This is a genomic window from Streptomyces sp. NPDC014727 (assembly GCF_043083485.1).
Lineage (GTDB): Bacteria > Actinomycetota > Actinomycetes > Streptomycetales > Streptomycetaceae > Streptomyces.
The window spans coordinates 25,379-44,206 of sequence record NZ_JBIBYR010000005.1 but is presented as its reverse complement, the minus strand read 5'-3'; the positions used below and the strand labels follow the sequence as shown (position 1 = coordinate 44,206).

17 protein-coding genes are annotated in these 18,828 nt (G+C 69.6%); 13 read left to right on the top strand and 4 right to left on the bottom strand.

Features of this window, described 5'->3' with window-relative positions; all coding sequences use genetic code 11:
- Nucleotides 1-485 precede the first annotated feature (485 nt).
- Nucleotides 486-1,280, top strand: a complete 795-nt coding sequence (locus ACF1B9_RS10475) for a GntR family transcriptional regulator (RefSeq protein WP_391741023.1) — start codon at nt 486-488, stop codon at nt 1,278-1,280.
- On the top strand, nt 1,277-1,945 hold the full coding sequence (locus ACF1B9_RS10470; protein WP_391741025.1) for a YdcF family protein: 669 nt from the start codon (nt 1,277-1,279) through the stop codon (nt 1,943-1,945). Before ACF1B9_RS10475 ends, ACF1B9_RS10470 begins: the two co-directional genes overlap by 4 nt.
- A gap of 10 nt (nt 1,946-1,955) precedes the next feature.
- Here ACF1B9_RS10470 and ACF1B9_RS10465 read toward each other — a convergent pair whose 3' ends face one another.
- Nucleotides 1,956-2,717 (bottom strand): hypothetical protein, encoded by a 762-nt coding sequence (locus tag ACF1B9_RS10465; RefSeq protein ID WP_391741026.1) that lies wholly within the window; start codon nt 2,715-2,717, stop codon nt 1,956-1,958.
- 134 nt (nt 2,718-2,851) lie between these two features.
- Here ACF1B9_RS10465 and ACF1B9_RS10460 point away from each other — a divergent pair, with 134 nt between their 5' ends.
- From ACF1B9_RS10460 to ACF1B9_RS10430, 7 genes are all read left to right on the top strand, one after another.
- Entirely contained in the window at nt 2,852-3,493 is a 642-nt protein-coding gene (locus ACF1B9_RS10460; RefSeq protein ID WP_391741027.1) for a GNAT family N-acetyltransferase, read from the top strand.
- Nucleotides 3,490-3,849 (top strand): hypothetical protein, encoded by a 360-nt coding sequence (locus tag ACF1B9_RS10455; RefSeq protein WP_391741028.1) that lies wholly within the window; start codon nt 3,490-3,492, stop codon nt 3,847-3,849. The genes ACF1B9_RS10460 and ACF1B9_RS10455 overlap by 4 nt, the downstream gene beginning before the upstream one ends.
- Nucleotides 3,850-3,956: 107 nt before the next feature.
- Nucleotides 3,957-4,808: a siderophore-interacting protein gene (locus ACF1B9_RS10450; RefSeq protein WP_391741029.1), complete on the top strand. Its 852-nt coding sequence runs from the start codon at nt 3,957-3,959 to the stop codon at nt 4,806-4,808.
- Nucleotides 4,809-5,080: 272 nt separating this feature from the next.
- Nucleotides 5,081-6,529, top strand: coding sequence for a pyridoxal phosphate-dependent decarboxylase family protein (locus ACF1B9_RS10445; RefSeq protein ID WP_391741030.1), 1,449 nt, complete (start codon nt 5,081-5,083; stop codon nt 6,527-6,529).
- On the top strand, nt 6,513-7,808 hold the full coding sequence (locus ACF1B9_RS10440) for a lysine N(6)-hydroxylase/L-ornithine N(5)-oxygenase family protein (RefSeq protein ID WP_391741031.1): 1,296 nt from the start codon (nt 6,513-6,515) through the stop codon (nt 7,806-7,808). The genes ACF1B9_RS10445 and ACF1B9_RS10440 overlap by 17 nt, the downstream gene beginning before the upstream one ends.
- On the top strand, nt 7,805-8,377 hold the full coding sequence (locus tag ACF1B9_RS10435; protein ID WP_391741032.1) for a GNAT family N-acetyltransferase: 573 nt from the start codon (nt 7,805-7,807) through the stop codon (nt 8,375-8,377). The genes ACF1B9_RS10440 and ACF1B9_RS10435 overlap by 4 nt, the downstream gene beginning before the upstream one ends.
- Entirely contained in the window at nt 8,377-10,152 is a 1,776-nt protein-coding gene (locus ACF1B9_RS10430; protein WP_391741034.1) for an IucA/IucC family protein, read from the top strand. The genes ACF1B9_RS10435 and ACF1B9_RS10430 overlap by 1 nt, the downstream gene beginning before the upstream one ends.
- A gap of 64 nt (nt 10,153-10,216) precedes the next feature.
- Here the strand turns inward: ACF1B9_RS10430 and ACF1B9_RS10425 are convergent, their stop codons facing one another.
- Nucleotides 10,217-11,851: a beta-N-acetylhexosaminidase gene (locus tag ACF1B9_RS10425; protein WP_391741036.1), complete on the bottom strand. Its 1,635-nt coding sequence runs from the start codon at nt 11,849-11,851 to the stop codon at nt 10,217-10,219.
- A 131-nt stretch (nt 11,852-11,982) separates the two neighbouring features.
- Here ACF1B9_RS10425 and ACF1B9_RS10420 point away from each other — a divergent pair, with 131 nt between their 5' ends.
- From ACF1B9_RS10420 to glmS, 3 genes are all read left to right on the top strand, one after another.
- On the top strand, nt 11,983-12,891 hold the full coding sequence (locus ACF1B9_RS10420; protein WP_391741037.1) for a DUF4429 domain-containing protein: 909 nt from the start codon (nt 11,983-11,985) through the stop codon (nt 12,889-12,891).
- A 126-nt stretch (nt 12,892-13,017) separates the two neighbouring features.
- On the top strand, nt 13,018-13,293 hold the full coding sequence (locus tag ACF1B9_RS10415) for a hypothetical protein (RefSeq protein WP_391741038.1): 276 nt from the start codon (nt 13,018-13,020) through the stop codon (nt 13,291-13,293).
- Between the two features lie 43 nt (nt 13,294-13,336).
- Nucleotides 13,337-15,166, top strand: a complete 1,830-nt coding sequence (gene glmS, locus ACF1B9_RS10410; protein ID WP_351073242.1) for a glutamine--fructose-6-phosphate transaminase (isomerizing) — start codon at nt 13,337-13,339, stop codon at nt 15,164-15,166.
- Between the two features lie 202 nt (nt 15,167-15,368).
- Here glmS and ACF1B9_RS10405 read toward each other — a convergent pair whose 3' ends face one another.
- Both ACF1B9_RS10405 and ACF1B9_RS10400 read right to left on the bottom strand, forming a co-directional pair.
- Nucleotides 15,369-15,941 (bottom strand): acetate uptake transporter, encoded by a 573-nt coding sequence (locus tag ACF1B9_RS10405; RefSeq protein WP_391741040.1) that lies wholly within the window; start codon nt 15,939-15,941, stop codon nt 15,369-15,371.
- 185 nt (nt 15,942-16,126) lie between these two features.
- Nucleotides 16,127-16,648: a universal stress protein gene (locus ACF1B9_RS10400; protein ID WP_266361344.1), complete on the bottom strand. Its 522-nt coding sequence runs from the start codon at nt 16,646-16,648 to the stop codon at nt 16,127-16,129.
- Between the two features lie 938 nt (nt 16,649-17,586).
- Here ACF1B9_RS10400 and ACF1B9_RS10395 point away from each other — a divergent pair.
- Complete coding sequence (locus ACF1B9_RS10395; RefSeq protein ID WP_391741041.1) at nt 17,587-18,822, top strand: helix-turn-helix domain-containing protein; 1,236 nt, start codon at nt 17,587-17,589, stop codon at nt 18,820-18,822.
- The last annotated feature ends 6 nt before the right edge of the window (nt 18,823-18,828 follow it).

Below are 18,828 nucleotides of genomic sequence, written 5' to 3'. Positions count from 1 at the left end.
TCCGATCTGCGGCTCACCTCTTCAGGCCCGCGACAACCTGACAACTGGGCCGACGAGTCCATCCACCACACCCACCATGTCGTGGGACCGGTCGAAGACGACCATGCCGATGCGGAGCTCTTCCTGAACCGGGCGGAGCCTCATGCCTCGTTCTCCGGAGCCACGTAGTCGGGGCACAACGAGTGCCCGCACTCACACGGCGGCCATCGAAGCGCGGCACCGGGCACGAGATCCGCGCCGTCCGCACCGGGGTCGGCCTTCGGGACGATAAGGACACCGTCCGTAGCGAGTTCGCCCGTCAGCCGGGACAGGTTTCGCCGTGCCTTGCTGCTGCCAGCCATATCTCAGCCCCGCCTTTATTCAGTCCTAGGACTACGACTACTTAACAACAAGAATGTCCGGCAGTCCCAGGACTGTCAACAGTCTCGGGACTGTCAACAGTCTCGGGACTGTGCTTCACTGCTTCCTGAGGAGAGGAGCGACGCATGGCGCCCAAGTGGCGAGAGCTTGCGGAGAAACTGGCCGACAAGATCAGGAACGGCGACTACGCACCAGGGCAGCAATTGCCGCACATCAGGGACCTCGTCGCGGCAGGCGAGGGCTCCAAGTCCACAGTGCACGCGGCGTACAAGGCACTGGAGTCTGAAGGTCTCGTCACCTCGTCACGCGGGCACGGCACGATTGTGCGGCCACTGGTTCCCCTCAAAAGGCTCGGCATCGAGCGGTACGACAAGGCCAAATGGCGCGACAGCGATGAGGTGGCATTCATCGCCGACCGCGTCGCCTCGGGACGCGCATACCGCCGAGGCGATCAGACACAGTCAGTCGACCGCGTTCAGGCCCCACCCTCCGTTGCCGCCGCCCTTGGCCTGTCGGCTGATGCCGAGGTCTACGCCCGAGCCCGGCTCGTGAAGGAGGACGGGCACCCCACCCATACCTTGACGAGTTACTACCGGCCCGAGCACGTGGAGGGCACTCTCATCATCGACCCGACCCCGGGCCCCGCCGGTCGAGGTGGCGGCTTTCGAGTGCTGTACGACGCGGGTTACGAGATCGACCACATGAGGGAAGAGTTGTTCGCCCGCATCCCCACATCCGAGGAGATGAAGCTTCTCCTCCTGCCCAGCGGCGAGCCGGTCGTCGAACTTCACCGAACCTCCTTCACCTCGGATGGCACAGTGGTCGAATTCGCCATAGGCGTGCACGCCGCCTCCCGCTTCAGATGGGCTTACGACTTCAAGGTTCCGGACTCGGCACAGGACAGAGGCGAAGTGTCGTGATCTCGGCACAGGCGTGGGCCGATGCCCGGCTCCTCTGGAGCCACCACCTGATGCACCATGATCCGCGCCCCTGCTCGGTGGCGGTCGGACTGGGAAGTCACGACCTCGGCGTGGCCGACACGGCGGCGGATCTCTACCGGCGCGGCATGATGCCGCTCATCGTCTTCACCGGCGCGACCAGCCGCACCACACGTGAGCGCATGCCCCGTGGTGAAGCCGTCCACTACCGGGAGCGGGTGCTTGAGCTCGGTGTTCCGGACAGTGCCGTGCTCGTGGAACCGCGCGCCCGCAACACGGGAGAGAACATCCGCTTCTCGCGGGCTCTGCTCGAAGAGTCGGGCGCCGACGTCTCGTCCGTACTGCTGATCAGCAAGCCGTACGAGGAACGCCGCGCCCACGCCACGGCGCGCAAGCTGTGGCCGGGCGTCGAGTTCGTGAGCGCGTCGAGCCCGATGACGTTCGAGGAGTACGTGGCCTCCATCCAGGACGACCGCCTGGTGATCGACATGCTCGTCGGCGCGCTGCAACGTCTCATGGTCTACCCCGCCCAAGGCTTCATGATCGCCGATCCGGTCCCCAACGAGGTCACGGCGGCGTACGAGCGGTTGTGCCGCGCGGGCTTCACGAGCCGGCTCACGGCGGGCACAACGGAAACCGGCCGTTGAGTACAGCGCCTCAGTAGCGATACCCGGGCCAGTGCGGGTCCTCCCAGCGGCGGGGACCGGTGAGGCCGAGCAGTCGTATCCGGTGGAGCAGTTCGTCGGATGCGCCATGGGCGGCGAGCCGAGCCTGGGCGTGGCCGACCAGCCAAGCCGTCAGCTCAGCGCACTTCTCGCCCTCGTTCTCCCATACACCCCAAGGAAGTTCGTCGCCGAGTAGGTCTCGCTCCCAGTGGGCGGCGGCTTCGGCGAGGTGCTGGTCGGCCGGGGCGCCGGTCAGCGACTCCCAGTGGGCGAGCCACGGGCCGAGCGTGCCGGACGCCTCGACGTTCAGTGCGAGGAGTTCGTGGGCGGGGACGGCGGGGGCCGGATCGGTGAGCGTGTGGGACCACCAGGCCTGGAGGAATTCCCACACCGCTGCGGCCTGCTCGTCGGGCCACTGCTGCCAGTGGCCGCGAGCGAACGACCGGCCGCCGTCGTCCATACCGAAGAACGGCTCGATGCGGCCGCCGACGAGGGTCCGGGCGAACTGGGGCAGGATGCGGCGCAGCACGGAGGGGTGGTCGCTCCAGTCGGGAGCCCGCCAGGTGCGTTGCAGGAGGTCGGGGTCCAGTTCCTTGTCCGCCACCTTGAGCTGGGCAAGCTCCTGTGCGCTGCCCCAGTGGCACTCGCAGTTGTGCTCGTCGGGGCGAGCGGTCATCCCTCGGAAGGTGGCGCTCAGGCCGCCCAGCGCGGCATCGAGGCGAAGTCGGGCGGGGTGCGGGGCGGGCTGTGTCATGGGCGTTCGCCTTCGGGGCTCCGGGGCTTGCGCCGACCGAAGGTTCCTACCCTACCGGGCCGGTTCGGCCCGACCATCGCGGCGGGGGGCGCAATTCGTTCGACAGGGCGCGACCCGAACGGCAGAGTCCGTACATGAAGCCGCAACACTGGCCCCTGTACGGTCTCCGTATCCGCACGCCGCGTCTGGAACTGCGCCTTCCGGACCTTGAGTTGCTGGACGACCTCGCGTCGGTCGCCGTCGCAGGGGTGCACCCGCCGGCGGATATGCCGTTCACCGTTCCCTGGACCGACGCGCCGCCGGCCGAGCGCGGGAAGGTCGTGTTCCAGCACGTGCTGGCCACCGTCGCCGACTGGTCCGTGCGGAACTGGGCGTTGAGCCTCGCCGTGCTGTACGAGGGGAAGGTGGTCGGGCGGCAGGACGTGATGGCGAAGGACTTCGCCGTGACTGGTGAGGTGAGCACCGGATCGTGGCTGGGTCGCGCTCATCAGGGCCGGGGCATCGGCACCGAGATGCGGGCCGCCGCCCTGCATCTGGCCTTCGCCGGACTCGGCGCCCGGACCGCCGTCTCGGCCGCCATGACCGACAACCCGCGCTCGCTGGGCGTTTCGCGGCGACTCGGATATCTGCCGGACGGACTGGAGGTCGCCGCGGTACGGGGTGCGCCCGTCACTCTGCAGCGGCTGCGGCTGGACCGGGACCGCTGGGAGGAGCACCGGGACGTCGACGTCACCGTCGAAGGGCTCGACGGCTGCCGGGGGGAGTTCGGGGCATGACGCTTCTGGTGCACACCTTCGTCCTTGACGAGCAGGGGGAGTGCCATCTTCTCGACGACCCGGAGGACGGCAGCGACATGGCCGGTTTCGAGAACTGCCGTACCAAGCTGTGGGGTTCCGAGGCGGCGCGGGCGCTCGGCGCCCGGTTCTTCCTGGAGCTGGCCACGGGCGATCTGCATGTGGAGCCCGCGGACATCGAAGCCTTCCTCGCCGAGTGCAAGCTGCTCCACCGGCACACGGCGGTGCTGGCCTCGCACAGCGCCTACCGGGAGGACTACGTGGTGGCCCGGCTCTCCAACATCACCGCCGCCGCCCTGCGGGCCCGAGCGGTGGGCGGCGGGGTCCTGGTCTGGTGAGCGACCCTGGGGAACCCTCGAATACTCAATGAGGTTAGGCTAACCTTCCTTCGAACACACCGGCGGCCGATTCCCGGCTTCGCTTCCTGTTCCTGGGAGGACCCCGCATGACGACGTCCGTCGCACCCCCCATCAGCCCCTTCCGGTTCTTCGACCTGACCGTCCTGCGGACCCGGCGGCTCGGACCCTCCATGCTCCGGGTCACCTTCGGCGGCCCGGGACTGGACGGCTTCGCCGCCGGGGGCCGCGACCAGAGCCTGTCGCTGTTCCTGCCGCACCCCGGCCAGGCGGAACCAATCGTTCCGGTCGATCACGACGGCAATTGGTTCGCCGCCTGGCGCGCCCTTCCGGAGAACGTACGGGCCGTCATTCGCTCGTACACCGTGCGCGCCCAGCGCCAGACGCCCGACGGGGCGACCGAGATCGACATCGACTTCGCGCTGCACGGGGACGGCGGCCCCGCATGCCGTTGGGCCACCACCGCTTCCCCCGGCGCTCCGCTCAAGGCGCTGGGCCCGGCCGTCGAGGACAACACCGCCGTCCGCTTCCGCCCACCGCAGGACACCGACTGGGTGCTGATCTGGGCAGACGAGACCGCACTGCCCGCCGCGTCCGCCGCCCTGGAGTGGCTGCCTGCCGGAATGAGGGCCCGGGTCTGGCTGGAGGTCCAGCACACCGAGGACCGCCAGGCCCTCACCACCGCGGCCAAGGCCCGGATCAGCTGGCTCGTCCGGGACGAGGGCGCACCCTCCGCCCTGGAGGCCGTCCGCGCGGCCGAGCTGCCCGAGGGGACGCCGTACGTCTGGATCGCGGGTGAGTCGTCACAAGTACGGGCACTGCGCCGCCATCTCGTGCAGGAACGCCGGTTCGACCGCAGGCGCGTGACGTTCGTCGGGTACTGGCGGCGTGGGATGAGCGAGGAGCAGCTGCGCGAGACGGCGACGGCCGCGGACGAGTAGGCCGCCGCCACGGCCGCGCGGACCGTCGCGCGCCCCCGGCGCTCAGGCCGCCGCGCACCCAGAAGCAGAGCCGCGCGGACCGCGAGCCGCGCACGGCCCGCCGACCGGAAGCGGCCGCCCGTACGCGAAATCAGACAACCTCTGCGTCCCGCGGGGGCGAGAAACAAAGATGCGAAGTTAGGTTAGGCTAACCTTACTTCAACATCGAGCCCTCGCCCCTCCTTCTGCCCTGAGGGCCGATGAAGTTTCCCCGCACCCGGGAGGACCCCTTCATGCGTTCGCACCTGCTCAACGACACGACCGCGGAGCACTACCGGCGCTCCGTGACCGCAGGAGTCGAACGGGTCGCAGCCAAACTCGCCGCCACGGACCGGCCGTTCACCGGTATCTCCGTCGACGAGCTCACTCCCGTCGTTGACGCGATCGATCTGGACCGGCCACTGGGCGATGCGTCCGCCGCCCTCGACGAGCTCGACCGCGTCTACCTCCGAGACGCCGTCTACTTCCATCACCCCCGCTATCTGGGTCACCTCAACTGCCCGGTGGTCATTCCCGCCGTACTCGGCGAGGCCGTGCTCTCGGCCGTCAACTCCTCGCTGGACACCTGGGACCAGAGCGTCGGAGGCACCCTGATCGAGCGCCGTCTGATCGGCTGGACCGCGGGGCGGATCGGGCTCGGTCCGGCCGCCGACGGCATCTTCACCAGCGGCGGCACGCAGTCCAATCTGCAGGCCCTGCTGCTCGCCCGCGAGGAGGCCAAGACGCCGCCCCACCACTTCACCCGGCTGCGCGTTTTCACCTCGGAATGCAGCCACTTCAGCGTCCAGAAGTCGGCGAAACTCCTCGGTCTCGGACCGGACTCGGTCGTCCCCGTCCCCGTCGACCAGAACAAGCGCATGCAGGCCGTGGCGCTGGCCCGCGCCCTGGAACAGTGCGTCGCCGAAGGTGCCGTGCCGATGGCGGTCGTCGCCACCGCGGGCACCACCGACTTCGGATCCATCGATCCGCTGCCCGAGATCGCCGCGCTCTGCCGGCAGTTCTCCACCTGGCTGCACATCGACGCCGCGTACGGCTGCGGGCTGCTCGCCTCGCCCACGCGCCGACACCTCCTCGACGGCATCGAGCACGCCGACTCCGTCACCGTGGACTACCACAAATCCTTCTTCCAGCCGGTGAGTTCGTCCGCCGTGCTGGTCCGCGACCGGGCCTCGCTGCGCCATGCCACGTACCACGCCGAGTACCTCAACCCGCAGCGGATGGCCGCCGAACGCATCCCCAACCAGGTGGACAAGTCGCTGCAGACCACCCGCAGATTCGACGCGCTGAAACTGTGGATGACGCTGCGCGTGATGGGCGCCGACGGTGTCGGTCGGCTCTTCGACGAGGTCTGCGACCTGGCCGCCGAGGGCTGGCGGCTGCTGGCCGCCGATCCGCGCTTCGACGTCGTCGTGGAGCCGCGGCTTTCCACCCTGGTGTTCCGCTACATCCCGTCCGGCGTCACCGCGCCCACCGAGATCGACCGGGCCAATCTCCACGCCCGCAAGGCGCTCTTCGCCTCCGGCGAGGCCGTCGTCGCCGGCACGAAGGTCGGTGGCCGCCAGTACCTGAAGTTCACCCTGCTCAACCCCGAAACGACCGCGCTGGACATCGCCGCGGTACTCGACCTGATCTCCGGCCACGCCGAGCAGTACCTGGGAGACTCCCTTGACCGCGCTTCCTGAACCCCGTGATTCCCGCGGCCCCCACGACTTCATCGGGATCGGGCTCGGCCCGTTCAATCTGGGGCTCGCCTGTCTGACCGAGCCGATCGACGAACTGAACGGAGTGTTCCTGGAGTCCAAGCCGGACTTCGCATGGCACTCCGGGATGTTCCTCGAAGGCGCCCATCTCCAGACGCCGTTCATGTCGGACCTGGTCACGATGGCCGACCCGACGTCGCCGTACTCCTTCCTGAACTACCTGAAGGAGCGCGGGCGGCTGTACTCCTTCTACATCCGGGAGAACTTCTACCCGCTGCGGACCGAGTACAACGACTACTGCCGCTGGGCCGCCGCCAAACTGAGCAGCGTCCGCTTCGAGGAGACCGTCGAGTCGGTCACCTACGACGACGACAGCACGCTCTACACCGTCCGCACCGCCACCGGCGACGTCTTCCGCGCCCCGCGGCTCGTGCTGGGCACCGGCACTTCCCCGTACATCCCGGACGCCTGCCAGGGACTGGGGGGCGACCACCTGCACAACTCCCGTTATCTGGAAGGGAAAGCGGCTCTTCAGGCGAAGAGGTCCATCACGCTCGTCGGCAGCGGGCAGAGCGCGGCCGAGATCTACTACGACCTGCTCTCCGAGATCGATGTGCACGGCTACCGGCTGAACTGGGTGACGCGCTCGCCCCGGTTCTTCCCGCTGGAGTACACCAAGCTGACGCTGGAGATGACCTCCCCAGAGTACGTCGACTACTTCCACGCCCTGCCCGAGGAGACCCGCTACCGGCTGGAGTCCGGACAGAAGAGCCTCTTCAAGGGCATCGACGGCGAGCTGATCGACGCGATCTTCGACCTGCTCTACCAGAAGAACCTGCCCGGCCCGGTGCCGACCCGACTGCTGACCAACTCCTCGTTGAACACCGTGAGTCATGACGAGAGCAGCGGTACGTACACGCTGGGCCTGCACCAGGAGGAGCAGGGCAAGGACTACACCCTCACCACCGAGGGCCTGATCCTCGCCACAGGCTACCGCTACCGCCCACCCGCGTTCCTCAAGGGCATCGACGACCGGTTGCGCCGGGACGGACGGGGCCGCTTCGACGTGGCCCGCAACTACTCCGTCGACACCACCGGCCACGGCGTCTTCCTGCAGAACGCGGGCACGCACACCCACTCGATCACCTCACCCGACCTGGGCATGGGCGCCTACCGCAACGCGTACATCATCGGCGAGCTGCTCGGCCGTGAGTACTACCCCGTCGAGAAGTCCATCGCCTTCCAGGAGTTCGCCGTATGAGCCCGCAGAACCGTGCCGACGCCGGGCACACCGCCCTCGGCACCTTCTTTGTCCGCGCCCTCGACCCCCTCGCCGACGCCGAGCTGGTGCACGGCTGGGTCACCCACCCCAAGGCCGCCTTCTGGCTGATGGGCGACGCGGAGCTCCAGGATGTCGAGCGGGAGTACATGGCGATCGCCGCCCACCCGCACCACGACGCCTTCATCGGACTGCACGACGGGGAGCCGGCCTTCCTGATGGAGCGGTACGACCCCGCCGAGGTCGAACTCAAAGGGCTGTACGAGGCCGAGCCCGGTGACATCGGGATGCACTTCCTGGTCGCCCCGGCCGACACCCCGCTGCACGGCTTCACGCTGGGTGTGATCACAGCCGTGATGCGGACGCTGTTCGCCGACCCGTCCGTACGCCGGGTGGTCGTCGAACCCGATGTGCGCAACAGCGCGGTGCACGCGCTCAACAAGGCGGTGGGCTTCGAGGTGCTGGGTGACATAGCCAAGCCGGAGAAGAACGCCCTGCTCAGCGCCTGCACACGGGAACAGTTCGCCGCAGCGACCGGAGGCCCGGCCTGATGTCCGCCTCCATCGACAGCGTCGCCCACCTCACCCCGGAGCACTGGGCCACCGCCAACCGGCTGCTGATCCGCAAGGCCCTCGCCGAGTTCAGCCACGAGCGGCTGCTGACCCCCGCCCCGCTCGGCGGCGACCGCTACGCGGTGCGCAGCGACGACGCGGCGACCGAGTACCGCTTCACCGCGCGGCTCTTCGCCCTCGACCACTGGCAGGTCGAGCCGGACTCCCTGTCGCGTCACCGGCACGGCTCCGAACTCCCGCTGGATGCTGGTGAGTTCTTCGTGGAGCTGCGCTGCGCACTCGGTCTCTCGGCGGAGATCCTGCCGGTCTATCTGGAGGAGATCTCCGCCACCCTGGCCGGTACCGCGTACAAGCTGACCAAGCCTCCCGTCACCTCCGCCGAACTGGTGCGGGCCGGGTTCCAGGCGATCGAGACCGGCATGACCGAGGGCCACCCCTGCTTCGTCGCCAACAACGGGCGGCTCGGCTTCGGTGTGGACGAGTACCGGGCGTACGCCCCCGAGGCCGCGTCCGGCGTCCGTCTGGTCTGGCTCGCCGCCCGCCGCGACCGCGCCACCTTCACCGCGGGCGCCGGGCTCGACTACGGAACGCTGATCGCGGGCGAGCTGGGCGAGGAGACCCTGGCCCGGTTCGCCGCCACGATGTCCGGCCTCGGGCTCGACCTCGACGACCACCTGCTGATCCCCGTCCACCCCTGGCAGTGGTGGAACAAGCTGGCCGTCACCTTCGCCGGGGAGCTCGCGCAGCGGCATCTGGTCTGCCTGGGCGAGGGCGAGGACACCTATCTCGCCCAGCAGTCCATCCGTACCTTCTTCAACACCAGTGCGCCAAAGCGGCATTACGTGAAGACGGCGCTGTCCGTCCTCAACATGGGGTTCATGCGCGGGCTCTCCGCCGCGTACATGGAGGCCACCCCCGCGATCAACGACTGGCTGGCCGAGCTGATCGAGCGCGACGAACTGCTGCGCGAGGCCCGCTTCTCGATCATCCGGGAGCGGGCGGCCGTCGGCTACCACCACCGGACGTACGAGGCGGCCACCACCAAGGGCTCCCCGTATCTGAAGATGCTCGCCGCGCTGTGGCGGGAGAGCCCCGTTCCGGGCCTGGCCCCCGGCGAACGGGTCGCGACCATGGCCTCGCTGCTCCACACCGACCACGAGGGCCACTCCGTCGCCGGCGCGCTGATCGCCGAGTCCGGACTGGCGCCCGCGGTGTGGCTGCGCCGCTACCTGGACGCCTACCTGGTGCCGGTGCTGCACAGCTTCTACGCGTACGACCTGGTGTTCATGCCGCACGGTGAGAACGTCATCCTGGTCGTCGAGGACGGGGTCGTACGGCGCACGGTCTTCAAGGACATCGCCGAGGAGATCGCCGTCATGGACCCGGACGCGGTGCTGCCGCCACGGGTCGAGCGGATCCGGGCCGAGGTACCCGAGGACATGAAGCTGCTCTCGGTCCTCACCGATGTCTTCGACTGCTTCCTGCGCTTCCTGGGCGCGGGGCTGGCGAGCGAGGGCGTCCTCGACGAGGAGACGTTCTGGCGGACGGTCGCGGAATGCGTCAGCGGGTACCAGGAGTCGGTGCCGCGTCTCGCCGAGAAGTTCAAGCAGTACGACATGTTCACACAGGAGTTCGCGCTGTCCTGCCTGAACCGGCTGCAGGTGCGGAACAACCGGCAGATGGTCGATCTGGCCGATCCGTCGGGGGCACTGCAGCTGGTCGGCACGTTGCGGAACCCGATCGCGAGGCCGTGAGGCCGTGAGACCGGGGCCGTCCGGCGACGCGTCACCCGACGGTCGCCGCACGACCCCGGTCACCTCACTCCGCGGCCCAGGGGACCTGCGGAGCCCGGTAGTAGTTGATGCCGAGCGCCGAGAACCTCGGCCCCTGCGCGCCCAACCGCACCTTGTACGTCTCCCAGTCGTGCGTGGCGGCGGGCGACCACCCCAGCTCCGCCACCCCGGGCAAGCGCGGGAACGCCATCTGCTCGATCTCGTCGCTGTTGGTCAAAGTCTCCGACCAGAGCGGCGCCTCGACGCCGAGGACGGAGCCCTCCGGGGCCCCGTCCAGGTACGTCGCCGGGTTCCAGTCGTAGGAGCGCTGGGTGGAGACATAACCGGCCCAGGCCAGTCCCAGCTTGGTGTCCTTGTCGTACTTCATGTCGAGGTAGCTCCGGTCCGCCGGGGACAGCACCAGCTTCGTGCCGTTCACGGCGGCGTCCGCCACCTGCTTGCGCTCGGCCGCGCCTGTCTGGTCGTAGCCCCAGTACTGGGCGACCGCGCCCTTGACCGGCGTGCCCCCGGTCAGCTGGTGCCAGCCGATCACGGTCTTGCCGTACGTGCCGACGATGGTCTGCGCCTTGTCCATGAAGGCCACGTAGTCCGCGTGGCTGGTGGAGTGCGCCTCGTCGCCGCCGATGTGGAGGTACTTCCCCGGGGTGAGCGCGGCCAGCTCACGGACCACGTCGTCCACGAAGTCGTACGTGACCGCCTTCGGGACGCAGAGCGAGCTGAAACCGACGCTGGTGCCGGTGTAGAGCGGCGGCGCGACACCGTCGCAGTTCAGCTCCGCGTACGAGGCGAGCGCCGCGTTGGTGTGGCCGGGCAGGTCGATCTCCGGCACGACCTCCAGATAGCGGGAGGACGCGTACCGGACGATCTCCTTGTAGTCGCTCTTCGTGTAGTAGCCGCCGACTCCCCCGCCGACCTCGGTCTGCCCTCCGTACGTGGCGAGCCGCGGCCAGGAGTCGATGGCGATGCGCCAGCCCTGGTCGTCGGAGAGGTGCAGATGGAGCTTGTTCATCTTGTACAGGGCAAGCTGATCGATGTAGCGCTTGACCTCGGCGACGGAGAAGAAGTGGCGCGAGACGTCCAGCATCGCGCTCCGGTACGCGTATCGGGGCGCGTCCTTGACCGTGCCGCCCGCGACCTTCCACGGGCCCTTCTGGCGGCTGTCCTTCTCCACGTCGGCCGGGAGCAGCTGGCGCAGCGTCTGGACGCCGTGGAAGAGCCCTGCCGGGCCGCGCGCGGTGATGGTGACCGAGCCGCGGTTCGACTTCAGCGTGTAGCCCTCGGCACCCGTCCCTTTGTCATGGGGGTCGAGGCGGAGCCGGATACCGTCGCCGCCCCGGCCGGTGACCGGCAGGGCGTACCCGGTGGACGGGCGGAGCACGCCCGCCAGGTAGTCACCGATCTTCCGGGCCTCGCGGGAGTCGCCCTCGACGCGGATCCTGGTGTCCGCGGTGATGGTGTACGGCGTGCCGCCGGGCTTCGCCTCGGCGGGGGCGGGCACTATCTGCCCGAGCGGACGGGGCGTGGCGGCCGTGGTCGGCCCGCCGCTCGCCGCGTGCCCTTGCGGCGCCGCGCCGACACTGGAGATGCCGGCCGCCGTGACGAGCAGCAGCGAGCCGAGAAGACGGGGAAGAGCGATGCGCTGTGTCCTGTGCAGCCTCACAAGCCGGGTCCCTTTCGACGGGTGCACACCTGTGGATCTCCTGACCGAACCATCACCATGCGTATCGCCTGCCCCACGGATGGTCAAGGTGTAGACCACTTCCCCGTTCTGCGGCTGAGAGAATCCGGCTCATGGCGGAAATAATCCAGCGCGACGGGACATGGACGTTCGACGGCGAGACGGTGCGGATCGTGCCGGGCGGAGGCAAGGGCATCCATCCCCTCCGGCAGGAGCTGGGCGAACAAGTCGTCCCGCTCCGGGCCCTGGCGGGCATCTCCTTCGAACCCGGCCGCAAGGGCGGCCGGCTGCGACTGCGGCTGCGCGACGGCGCGTGCCCGGTCCTGCGCGCCGCGGAGGGCAGGCTCAAGGACGCCTCGGATCCGTACCAGCTGGCCGTGGAGAAGGACCGCGGTGGAGTAGCGGAGTACTTCGTCGGGGAGGTGCGCAGCGCCCTGCTGATCGAGCAGGTGCCCACCGGGCCGGTGGACGGCTTCCTGCTGCCGGGCCCCTCGGTGCCGGTGGCCGGGGGCGGTGGGGACGGCACGGCCTCGTTCGACGGGGAGACCGTCCGCCTCACCTGGAACTGGAAGGCCAAGGAGGTCAAGAGCTCGGCCGGCCCGGTCGCCTTCCCGGTGTCGGAGGTGACCGGGGTGCACTGGATGCCCGCCATCGGCCTGGAGAACGGGCATCTGCGCTTCGTGCGGGGTGCGGCCACGGCTCCGGCCCCGGCGGCCGAGTTCGACCCTTACTCGCTGGATCTGTGGGGACTGTCCAAGAAGGAGTACACCGCGGCACTGGTCGCGGCGGCGGTACTGGTCCGGCTGCCGGGCGCGGCGACGAAGGAGGCCGGAGCCGCACGGCGCGCAGAGATCCCGGCCCCTGCTCCGGCCGGACCGGCGACGCCGGCCCCCGCACCGCCCGCGGACGACCACGATGCGCTGCTGCGCCGGCTGCGGGAGCTCGGTGAGCTGCGTCAGGCCGGGATCCTCACCGACGACGAGTTCACCTCCGCCAAGCAGGCTGTCCTGAAGCGTCTGTGAATCGGAGGCGTCCTGAGGCACTCATCGATCACCTCCGAGCCCGCCCGAGAGCGCAATCACACCCAGCTCTGCCCGATATCGGGCAGAATTGTTGCGTAAGTGCTCCGCCCACCGCAATATCGACGAGTGCTCGAACGCCGCTCGTCGCATGACGACCTCATCGATCACCTGGTGCGCAGCACCGCGCTCCAGCGCGGCGAGGCCGCCCGGGTGGTCCTCGACGTGCTGGCGTACTTCGACGAGACGACCGATGACTTCGTCCGCCGCCGCCACCGCGAACTGCAGTCCGGCGGCCTGGTGAACGCGGAGATCTTCGAGCAGATCGCGGCCGAGCTGCCGCACCGGGCGGTCGCGCCGCCGGAGCTCTCGCTCCGCCAGCTGCGCCGCATCGTCTACGGCTGAGCAACGAGCACCACAGGTACGTCGATGGAGGGGCAGAGACTCTATGTGCGGAATCGTCGGGTATATCGGGAAGCGTGATGTGGCCCCGCTGCTGCTGGAAGGGCTGCAGCGGCTGGAGTACCGGGGTTACGACTCCGCGGGCATCGTCATCACCGGCAAGGCGTCGGCCGGGAAGCCCGCCGCCCTGAAGATGGTCAAGGCGAAGGGCCGGGTCCGCGAGCTGGAGGCCCGCGTCCCCAAGCGTTTCACCGGCACCACCGGTATCGCCCACACCCGCTGGGCCACTCACGGCGCTCCGAGCGACGAGAACGCGCACCCGCACCTGGACGCCGACAACAGGGTCGCCGTCGTCCACAACGGCATCATCGACAACGCCGACGAGCTGCGTGCGAAGCTCGTCGCCGACGGAGTCGTCTTCCTCTCCGAGACCGACACCGAGGTGCTGGTCCACATGATCGCCCGTGCCCAGGCGGACACCCTGGAGGAGAAGGTCCGCGAGGCGCTGCGCTCGGTCGAGGGCACGTACGGCATCGCCGTCATGCACGCCGACTTCAACGACCGCATCGTGGTCGCCCGCAACGGCTCCCCGGTCGTCCTCGGCATCGGCGAGAAGGAGATGTTCGTCGCCTCCGACGTCGCCGCGCTGGTCGCCCACACCCGTCAGGTCGTCACCCTCGACGACGGCGAGATGGCCACCCTCAAGGCCGACGACTTCCGTACGTACACGACGGAGGGTTCGTCCACGACGGCCACGCCGACCACCGTGGAGTGGGAGGCCGAGTCGTACGACATGGGCGGCCACGACACGTACATGCACAAGGAGATCTCCGAGCAGGCCGACGCCGTCGACCGGGTGCTTCGCGGCCGGATCGACGACCGTTTCGCCACCGTGCACCTGGGCGGGCTCAACCTGGACGCCCGGGAGGCGCGCGGGGTCCGCCGGATCAAGATCCTGGGCTGCGGCACCTCGTACCACGCGGGCCAGATCGGCGCGCAGCTGATCGAGGAGCTGGCCCGTATCCCCGCGGACGCCGAGCCCGCCTCGGAGTTCCGCTACCGCAACCCGGTCGTCGACCCGGACACGCTGTATGTCGCGGTCTCCCAGTCCGGTGAGACGTACGACGTGCTGGCCGCCGTCCAGGAGCTCAAGCGCAAGGGCGCCCGGGTGCTCGGTGTCGTCAACGTGGTGGGTTCGGCGATCGCCCGGGAGGCCGACGGCGGTACGTACGTCCACGCCGGCCCCGAGGTCTGTGTCGTCTCCACCAAGTGCTTCACGAACACGGTCGTCGCGTTCGCGCTGCTCGCCCTGCACCTGGGCCGGATCCGCGATCTGTCGGTCGCCGACGGCAAGCGGATCATCGACGGACTGCGCAGGCTGCCCGCCCAGATCAGCGAGATCCTGGCGAACGAGGACGAGATCAAGGAGATGGCGGCCCAGTACGCGGACGCCAAGTCGATGATGTTCATCGGCCGGGTACGCGGCTACCCCGTCGCCCGTGAGGCCTCGCTGAAGCTCAAGGAGGTCTCGTACATCCACGCGGAGGCGTACCCCGCCTCCGAACTGAAGCACGGGCCGCTGGCGCTGATCGAGCCCGCGATGCCGACGGTCGCGATCGTGCCCGACGACGATCTGCTGGAGAAGAACCGCGCCGCGATGGAGGAGATCAAGGCCCGCAGCGGCCGCATCCTCGCCGTCGCCCACCAGGTCCAGGAGAAGGCCGACCACACCATCGTCGTGCCGAAGAACGAGAACGAGCTGGACCCGATCCTGATGGGCATCCCGCTCCAGCTCTTCGCGTACCACACGGCGCTGGCCATGGGCCGTGACATCGACAAGCCGCGCAACCTGGCGAAGTCCGTCACCGTCGAGTAGCGGCCCGCACGGGCCGTACCCGGCAGAGCGGCCCCGCACCCACCGCCGTCGTGGGTGCGGGACCGCTCCCGTGCGGGCCGCTGCCTGCCCCAGAGGCCTCTCGTCCCGGTCCCGCCGGGCTCGCGTGCCCCGGCGCCGGACCCGCGTGCCGGTCCGGCCCGGTCCGGACAAGAACCCCTTGCGCACCGGCCCGGCCGCCGCCTCAGCCGGTGGCCGTCACCCCCCGGCCGGCAGCGCGCCCCGGCAGTGCCGTGGGCCAGTGGGCCAGGGCCGCCGTAGCCCGGTACCAGGCGGCGAGGCCGGACACCGCGGCGAACCAGCCGCCCGCCTCGGCCAGGCTCCCGCTGCCCGCGAGCCGCCCCACGCCCAGGAGCAGGAGGGCCAGGAAGAGCAGTGCGTACATCCCCTGGCCGAGCAGACCGCCGCCGGCCGCCCCGAGGGTCAGGCTGAGTGCGAACAGGGCCCAGAGCAGCAGGAACAGCCCTGCCGCGTGGCTGGAGACATGGACGCCCGCGCCGGTGCCCCAGGCGAACCAGAAGGCGCCGAGTCCGGCGAAGGCCGTGCCGGTGAAGCCGCTGCCCGCGCGGAACTCGAGGAGTCCGGCGACGAACAGGGCGATACCGCCGACGTAGAGCGCGAGCGAGACGGCGTCGGCCGCCGTCACGCCGTCCACGGCCCCGGTGTGACCGATACCGAACCCCAACAGGGTGAGCCCCAGGGCGAGATGGCCGAGGGCAGCGGTGCTTGTGCTTCCCGCAGAGACGTCATTGTCCACGGCGGGCTCCCTTCACCTGCGGTGATCCTGCTTCCCAATGAGGCTTATGTACCCTTCACAAGCGCACAATCCACCTGTGCGCGGCAATGGATTGCCGGTTTCCACAGGCGAGTTGACGCCACGTCGGCGAAGAAAGCCACCCCGGTGACAGGGGTGGCGACAGGGACCGCCGGGACGCGGAACAGTCAGGGAATGACGACGACCGGCCGCTGCGCGCGACGCGCGAGCCGCCCCGCCACCGAGCCGAAGATGCGGCCGGCGATGCCGTGCGTGGAGCCGACGACGATGGCGTCCGCCGAGTACTCCCGGCCGACTTCCTCCAACTCGTGACAGATGTCCCCGCCGCGCTCGACGAGCACCCAGGGAACCTCGGAGAGGTAGTCCGCACAGGCGAGCTCCAGGCCGAGCACCTCGGTGCGGTGATCGGGCACGTCGACGAAGACGGGCGGCTCGCAGCCTGCCCAGACCGTGGTCGGCAGCCGATTGGCGACATGGACGATGATCAAGCCGGAACCTGATCTTCGGGCCATGCCGATGGCGTAGGCGAGGGCGCGCTCACTGGAGGTCGAGCCGTCGAAGCCGACCACGACCCCATGCCGGAAGGCTGGATCGCAGGAATGACGTGTCTCTTCGACCGCCTGCGGGTCCGACATGGGGTCGGCTACCTGCTTGCGGTCGGCGGGTTCGGGGATTTCGTGACCGGCCATCGGTGTCTCGGCGAAGAGAGTCCTCGTGAGGAGAGCGACTTGGGGAAGGTGCGTCAGCGGGCGGTGTTGCGGTGTCCGGGAATCATCTTCCCAACCCCTTACCCCCAAGGGTACGGCGCCACTCCTCCACTGCCCAGACCCGCGCAAAGCGCGCGCGACGTTTCACGGAGCATGCCCGAGGCGGACCCGTATGGCAATGCCGGTTGCGCGGTACATCGACGACGCCGGGCCCGGACGGCTCCGCCGGGTGACCGGCGGGCCCCCGTCCGTCACTCCCTCCGCCGCACCGCGCAGCCGCCGCGCACCCGGATTGGATCACCGCTCCACCCTCGACCGTCGGCCCCGCGATCCGACCCCGGCAGTCACCCCGGCGTCACCCCGGCCCGCCCGCCCCGCCCGGAGCCCGCCGCCCGACCGGGGGCGCATGTCGGTCCGTCGGGCAGGATTCAGCTGCCCGGCGAGGCCGCCGCGCCACTCCCCGCGATCGGCCGCCCACCTGCCGAGGGGCGCAAAGAAGCAACCACTCATCACGGTTGTGCGCCGGTCGACTGACTGAATCACGTACGCACAACCATCTATTTTCAGCCAACTTCATACCCCTGTCGCATCCTTGCCGAATTGGCCGATCAACCCCCTTGCCACCAGGCAGGAAGAGACCGCGCGGTACGCTTCTACCCGACGGGGTTGGGCCATCAAGGCGAGGCGCACTTCCCTGCACGGCCGCCGAGTGAAACCCTTCGTGATCGAATGCTTCCCGCCAAGTTGCCTTGTCGACATAACGCCGGTTGGTGAACTTGTCACGCCGGCACCACGGGACGCAGTAGATTCGATCTTGGGTATCGAAGACTGGGGACTCGTGCAGGACCGAGGGGAAAAGTGCAGGAGCGACAGGCCCGTAAGGACCAGAAAGACGCGAACACCGAGGGGGGCTTAGCGTCATGAGCCAGGACTCCGCCGCCGCAACGGAGGCTGTACGGAAGCTCAGTGGACGACGACGACGGGAAGTCGTCGCCGTGCTGCTGTTCAGCGGCGGCCCCATCTTCGAGAGCTCGATCCCGCTCTCCGTGTTCGGAATCGACCGACAGGACGCGGGAGTTCCGCGCTACCGACTCCTCGTCTGCGGCGGGGAAGAGGGGCCGCTGCGGACCACCGGGGGACTCGAACTCACCGCGCCCTACGGGCTGGAGGCGATCAGCAGGGCCGGCACCGTCGTGGTGCCCGCCTGGCGTTCGATCACCTCGCCGCCGCCCGCGGAGGCGCTGGACGCGCTGCGCCGCGCGCATGAAGAGGGGGCCCGCATCGTCGGGCTGTGCACCGGGGCGTTCGTGCTCGCCGCCGCCGGCCTGCTGGACGGCCGCCCGGCGACCACGCACTGGATGTACGCGCCGACGCTGGCCAAGCGCTATCCGTCGGTGCACGTCGACCCGCGCGAGCTCTTCGTCGACGACGGCGACGTGCTCACCTCCGCCGGGACGGCGGCCGGGATCGATCTCTGCCTGCACATAGTCCGCACGGACCACGGCACGGAGGCCGCCGGGGCACTGGCCCGTCGGCTGGTCGTGCCGCCGCGGCGCAGTGGCGGGCAGGAGCGCTACCTCGACAGGTCTTTACCTGAGGAGATCGGCTCCGACCCGCTCGCCGAGGTCGTGGCCTGGGCGCTGGAGCATCTCCACGAGCAGTTCGACGTGGAGACGCTGGCCGCGCGCGCCTACATGAGCAGGCGGACCTTCGACCGCAGGTTCCGCTCGCTCACCGGCAGCGCACCGCTCCAGTGGCTGATCACCCAGCGGGTGCTGCAGGCACAGCGCCTGCTGGAGACGTCCGAGTACTCGGTCGACGAGGTCGCGGGCCGCTGCGGCTTCCGCTCGCCGGTCGCGCTGCGCGGGCACTTCCGGCGCCAGCTGGGCTCTTCCCCCGCCGCGTACCGGGCCGCCTACCGGGCCCGTCGTCCACAGGGCGGCGGCGCGGAGCCGGTCACCGCGACGATCGAGCCGGTCGTGCCCGCCCAGGGCTCCTCGGCGGGCCGTCGTGCCACGGCCGCGGCCGCCCCTCCGGGGCCGCATGTCGTGACGTCGGCGGCGGTCGGGACGGGGCAGCCGGAGCACGGCAAACCGGGACCCGACGCGTACTCCGCCGGACGCCCGACCCTGCCGGGTCAGCGGAGTGCCCCGTAGGGTGGG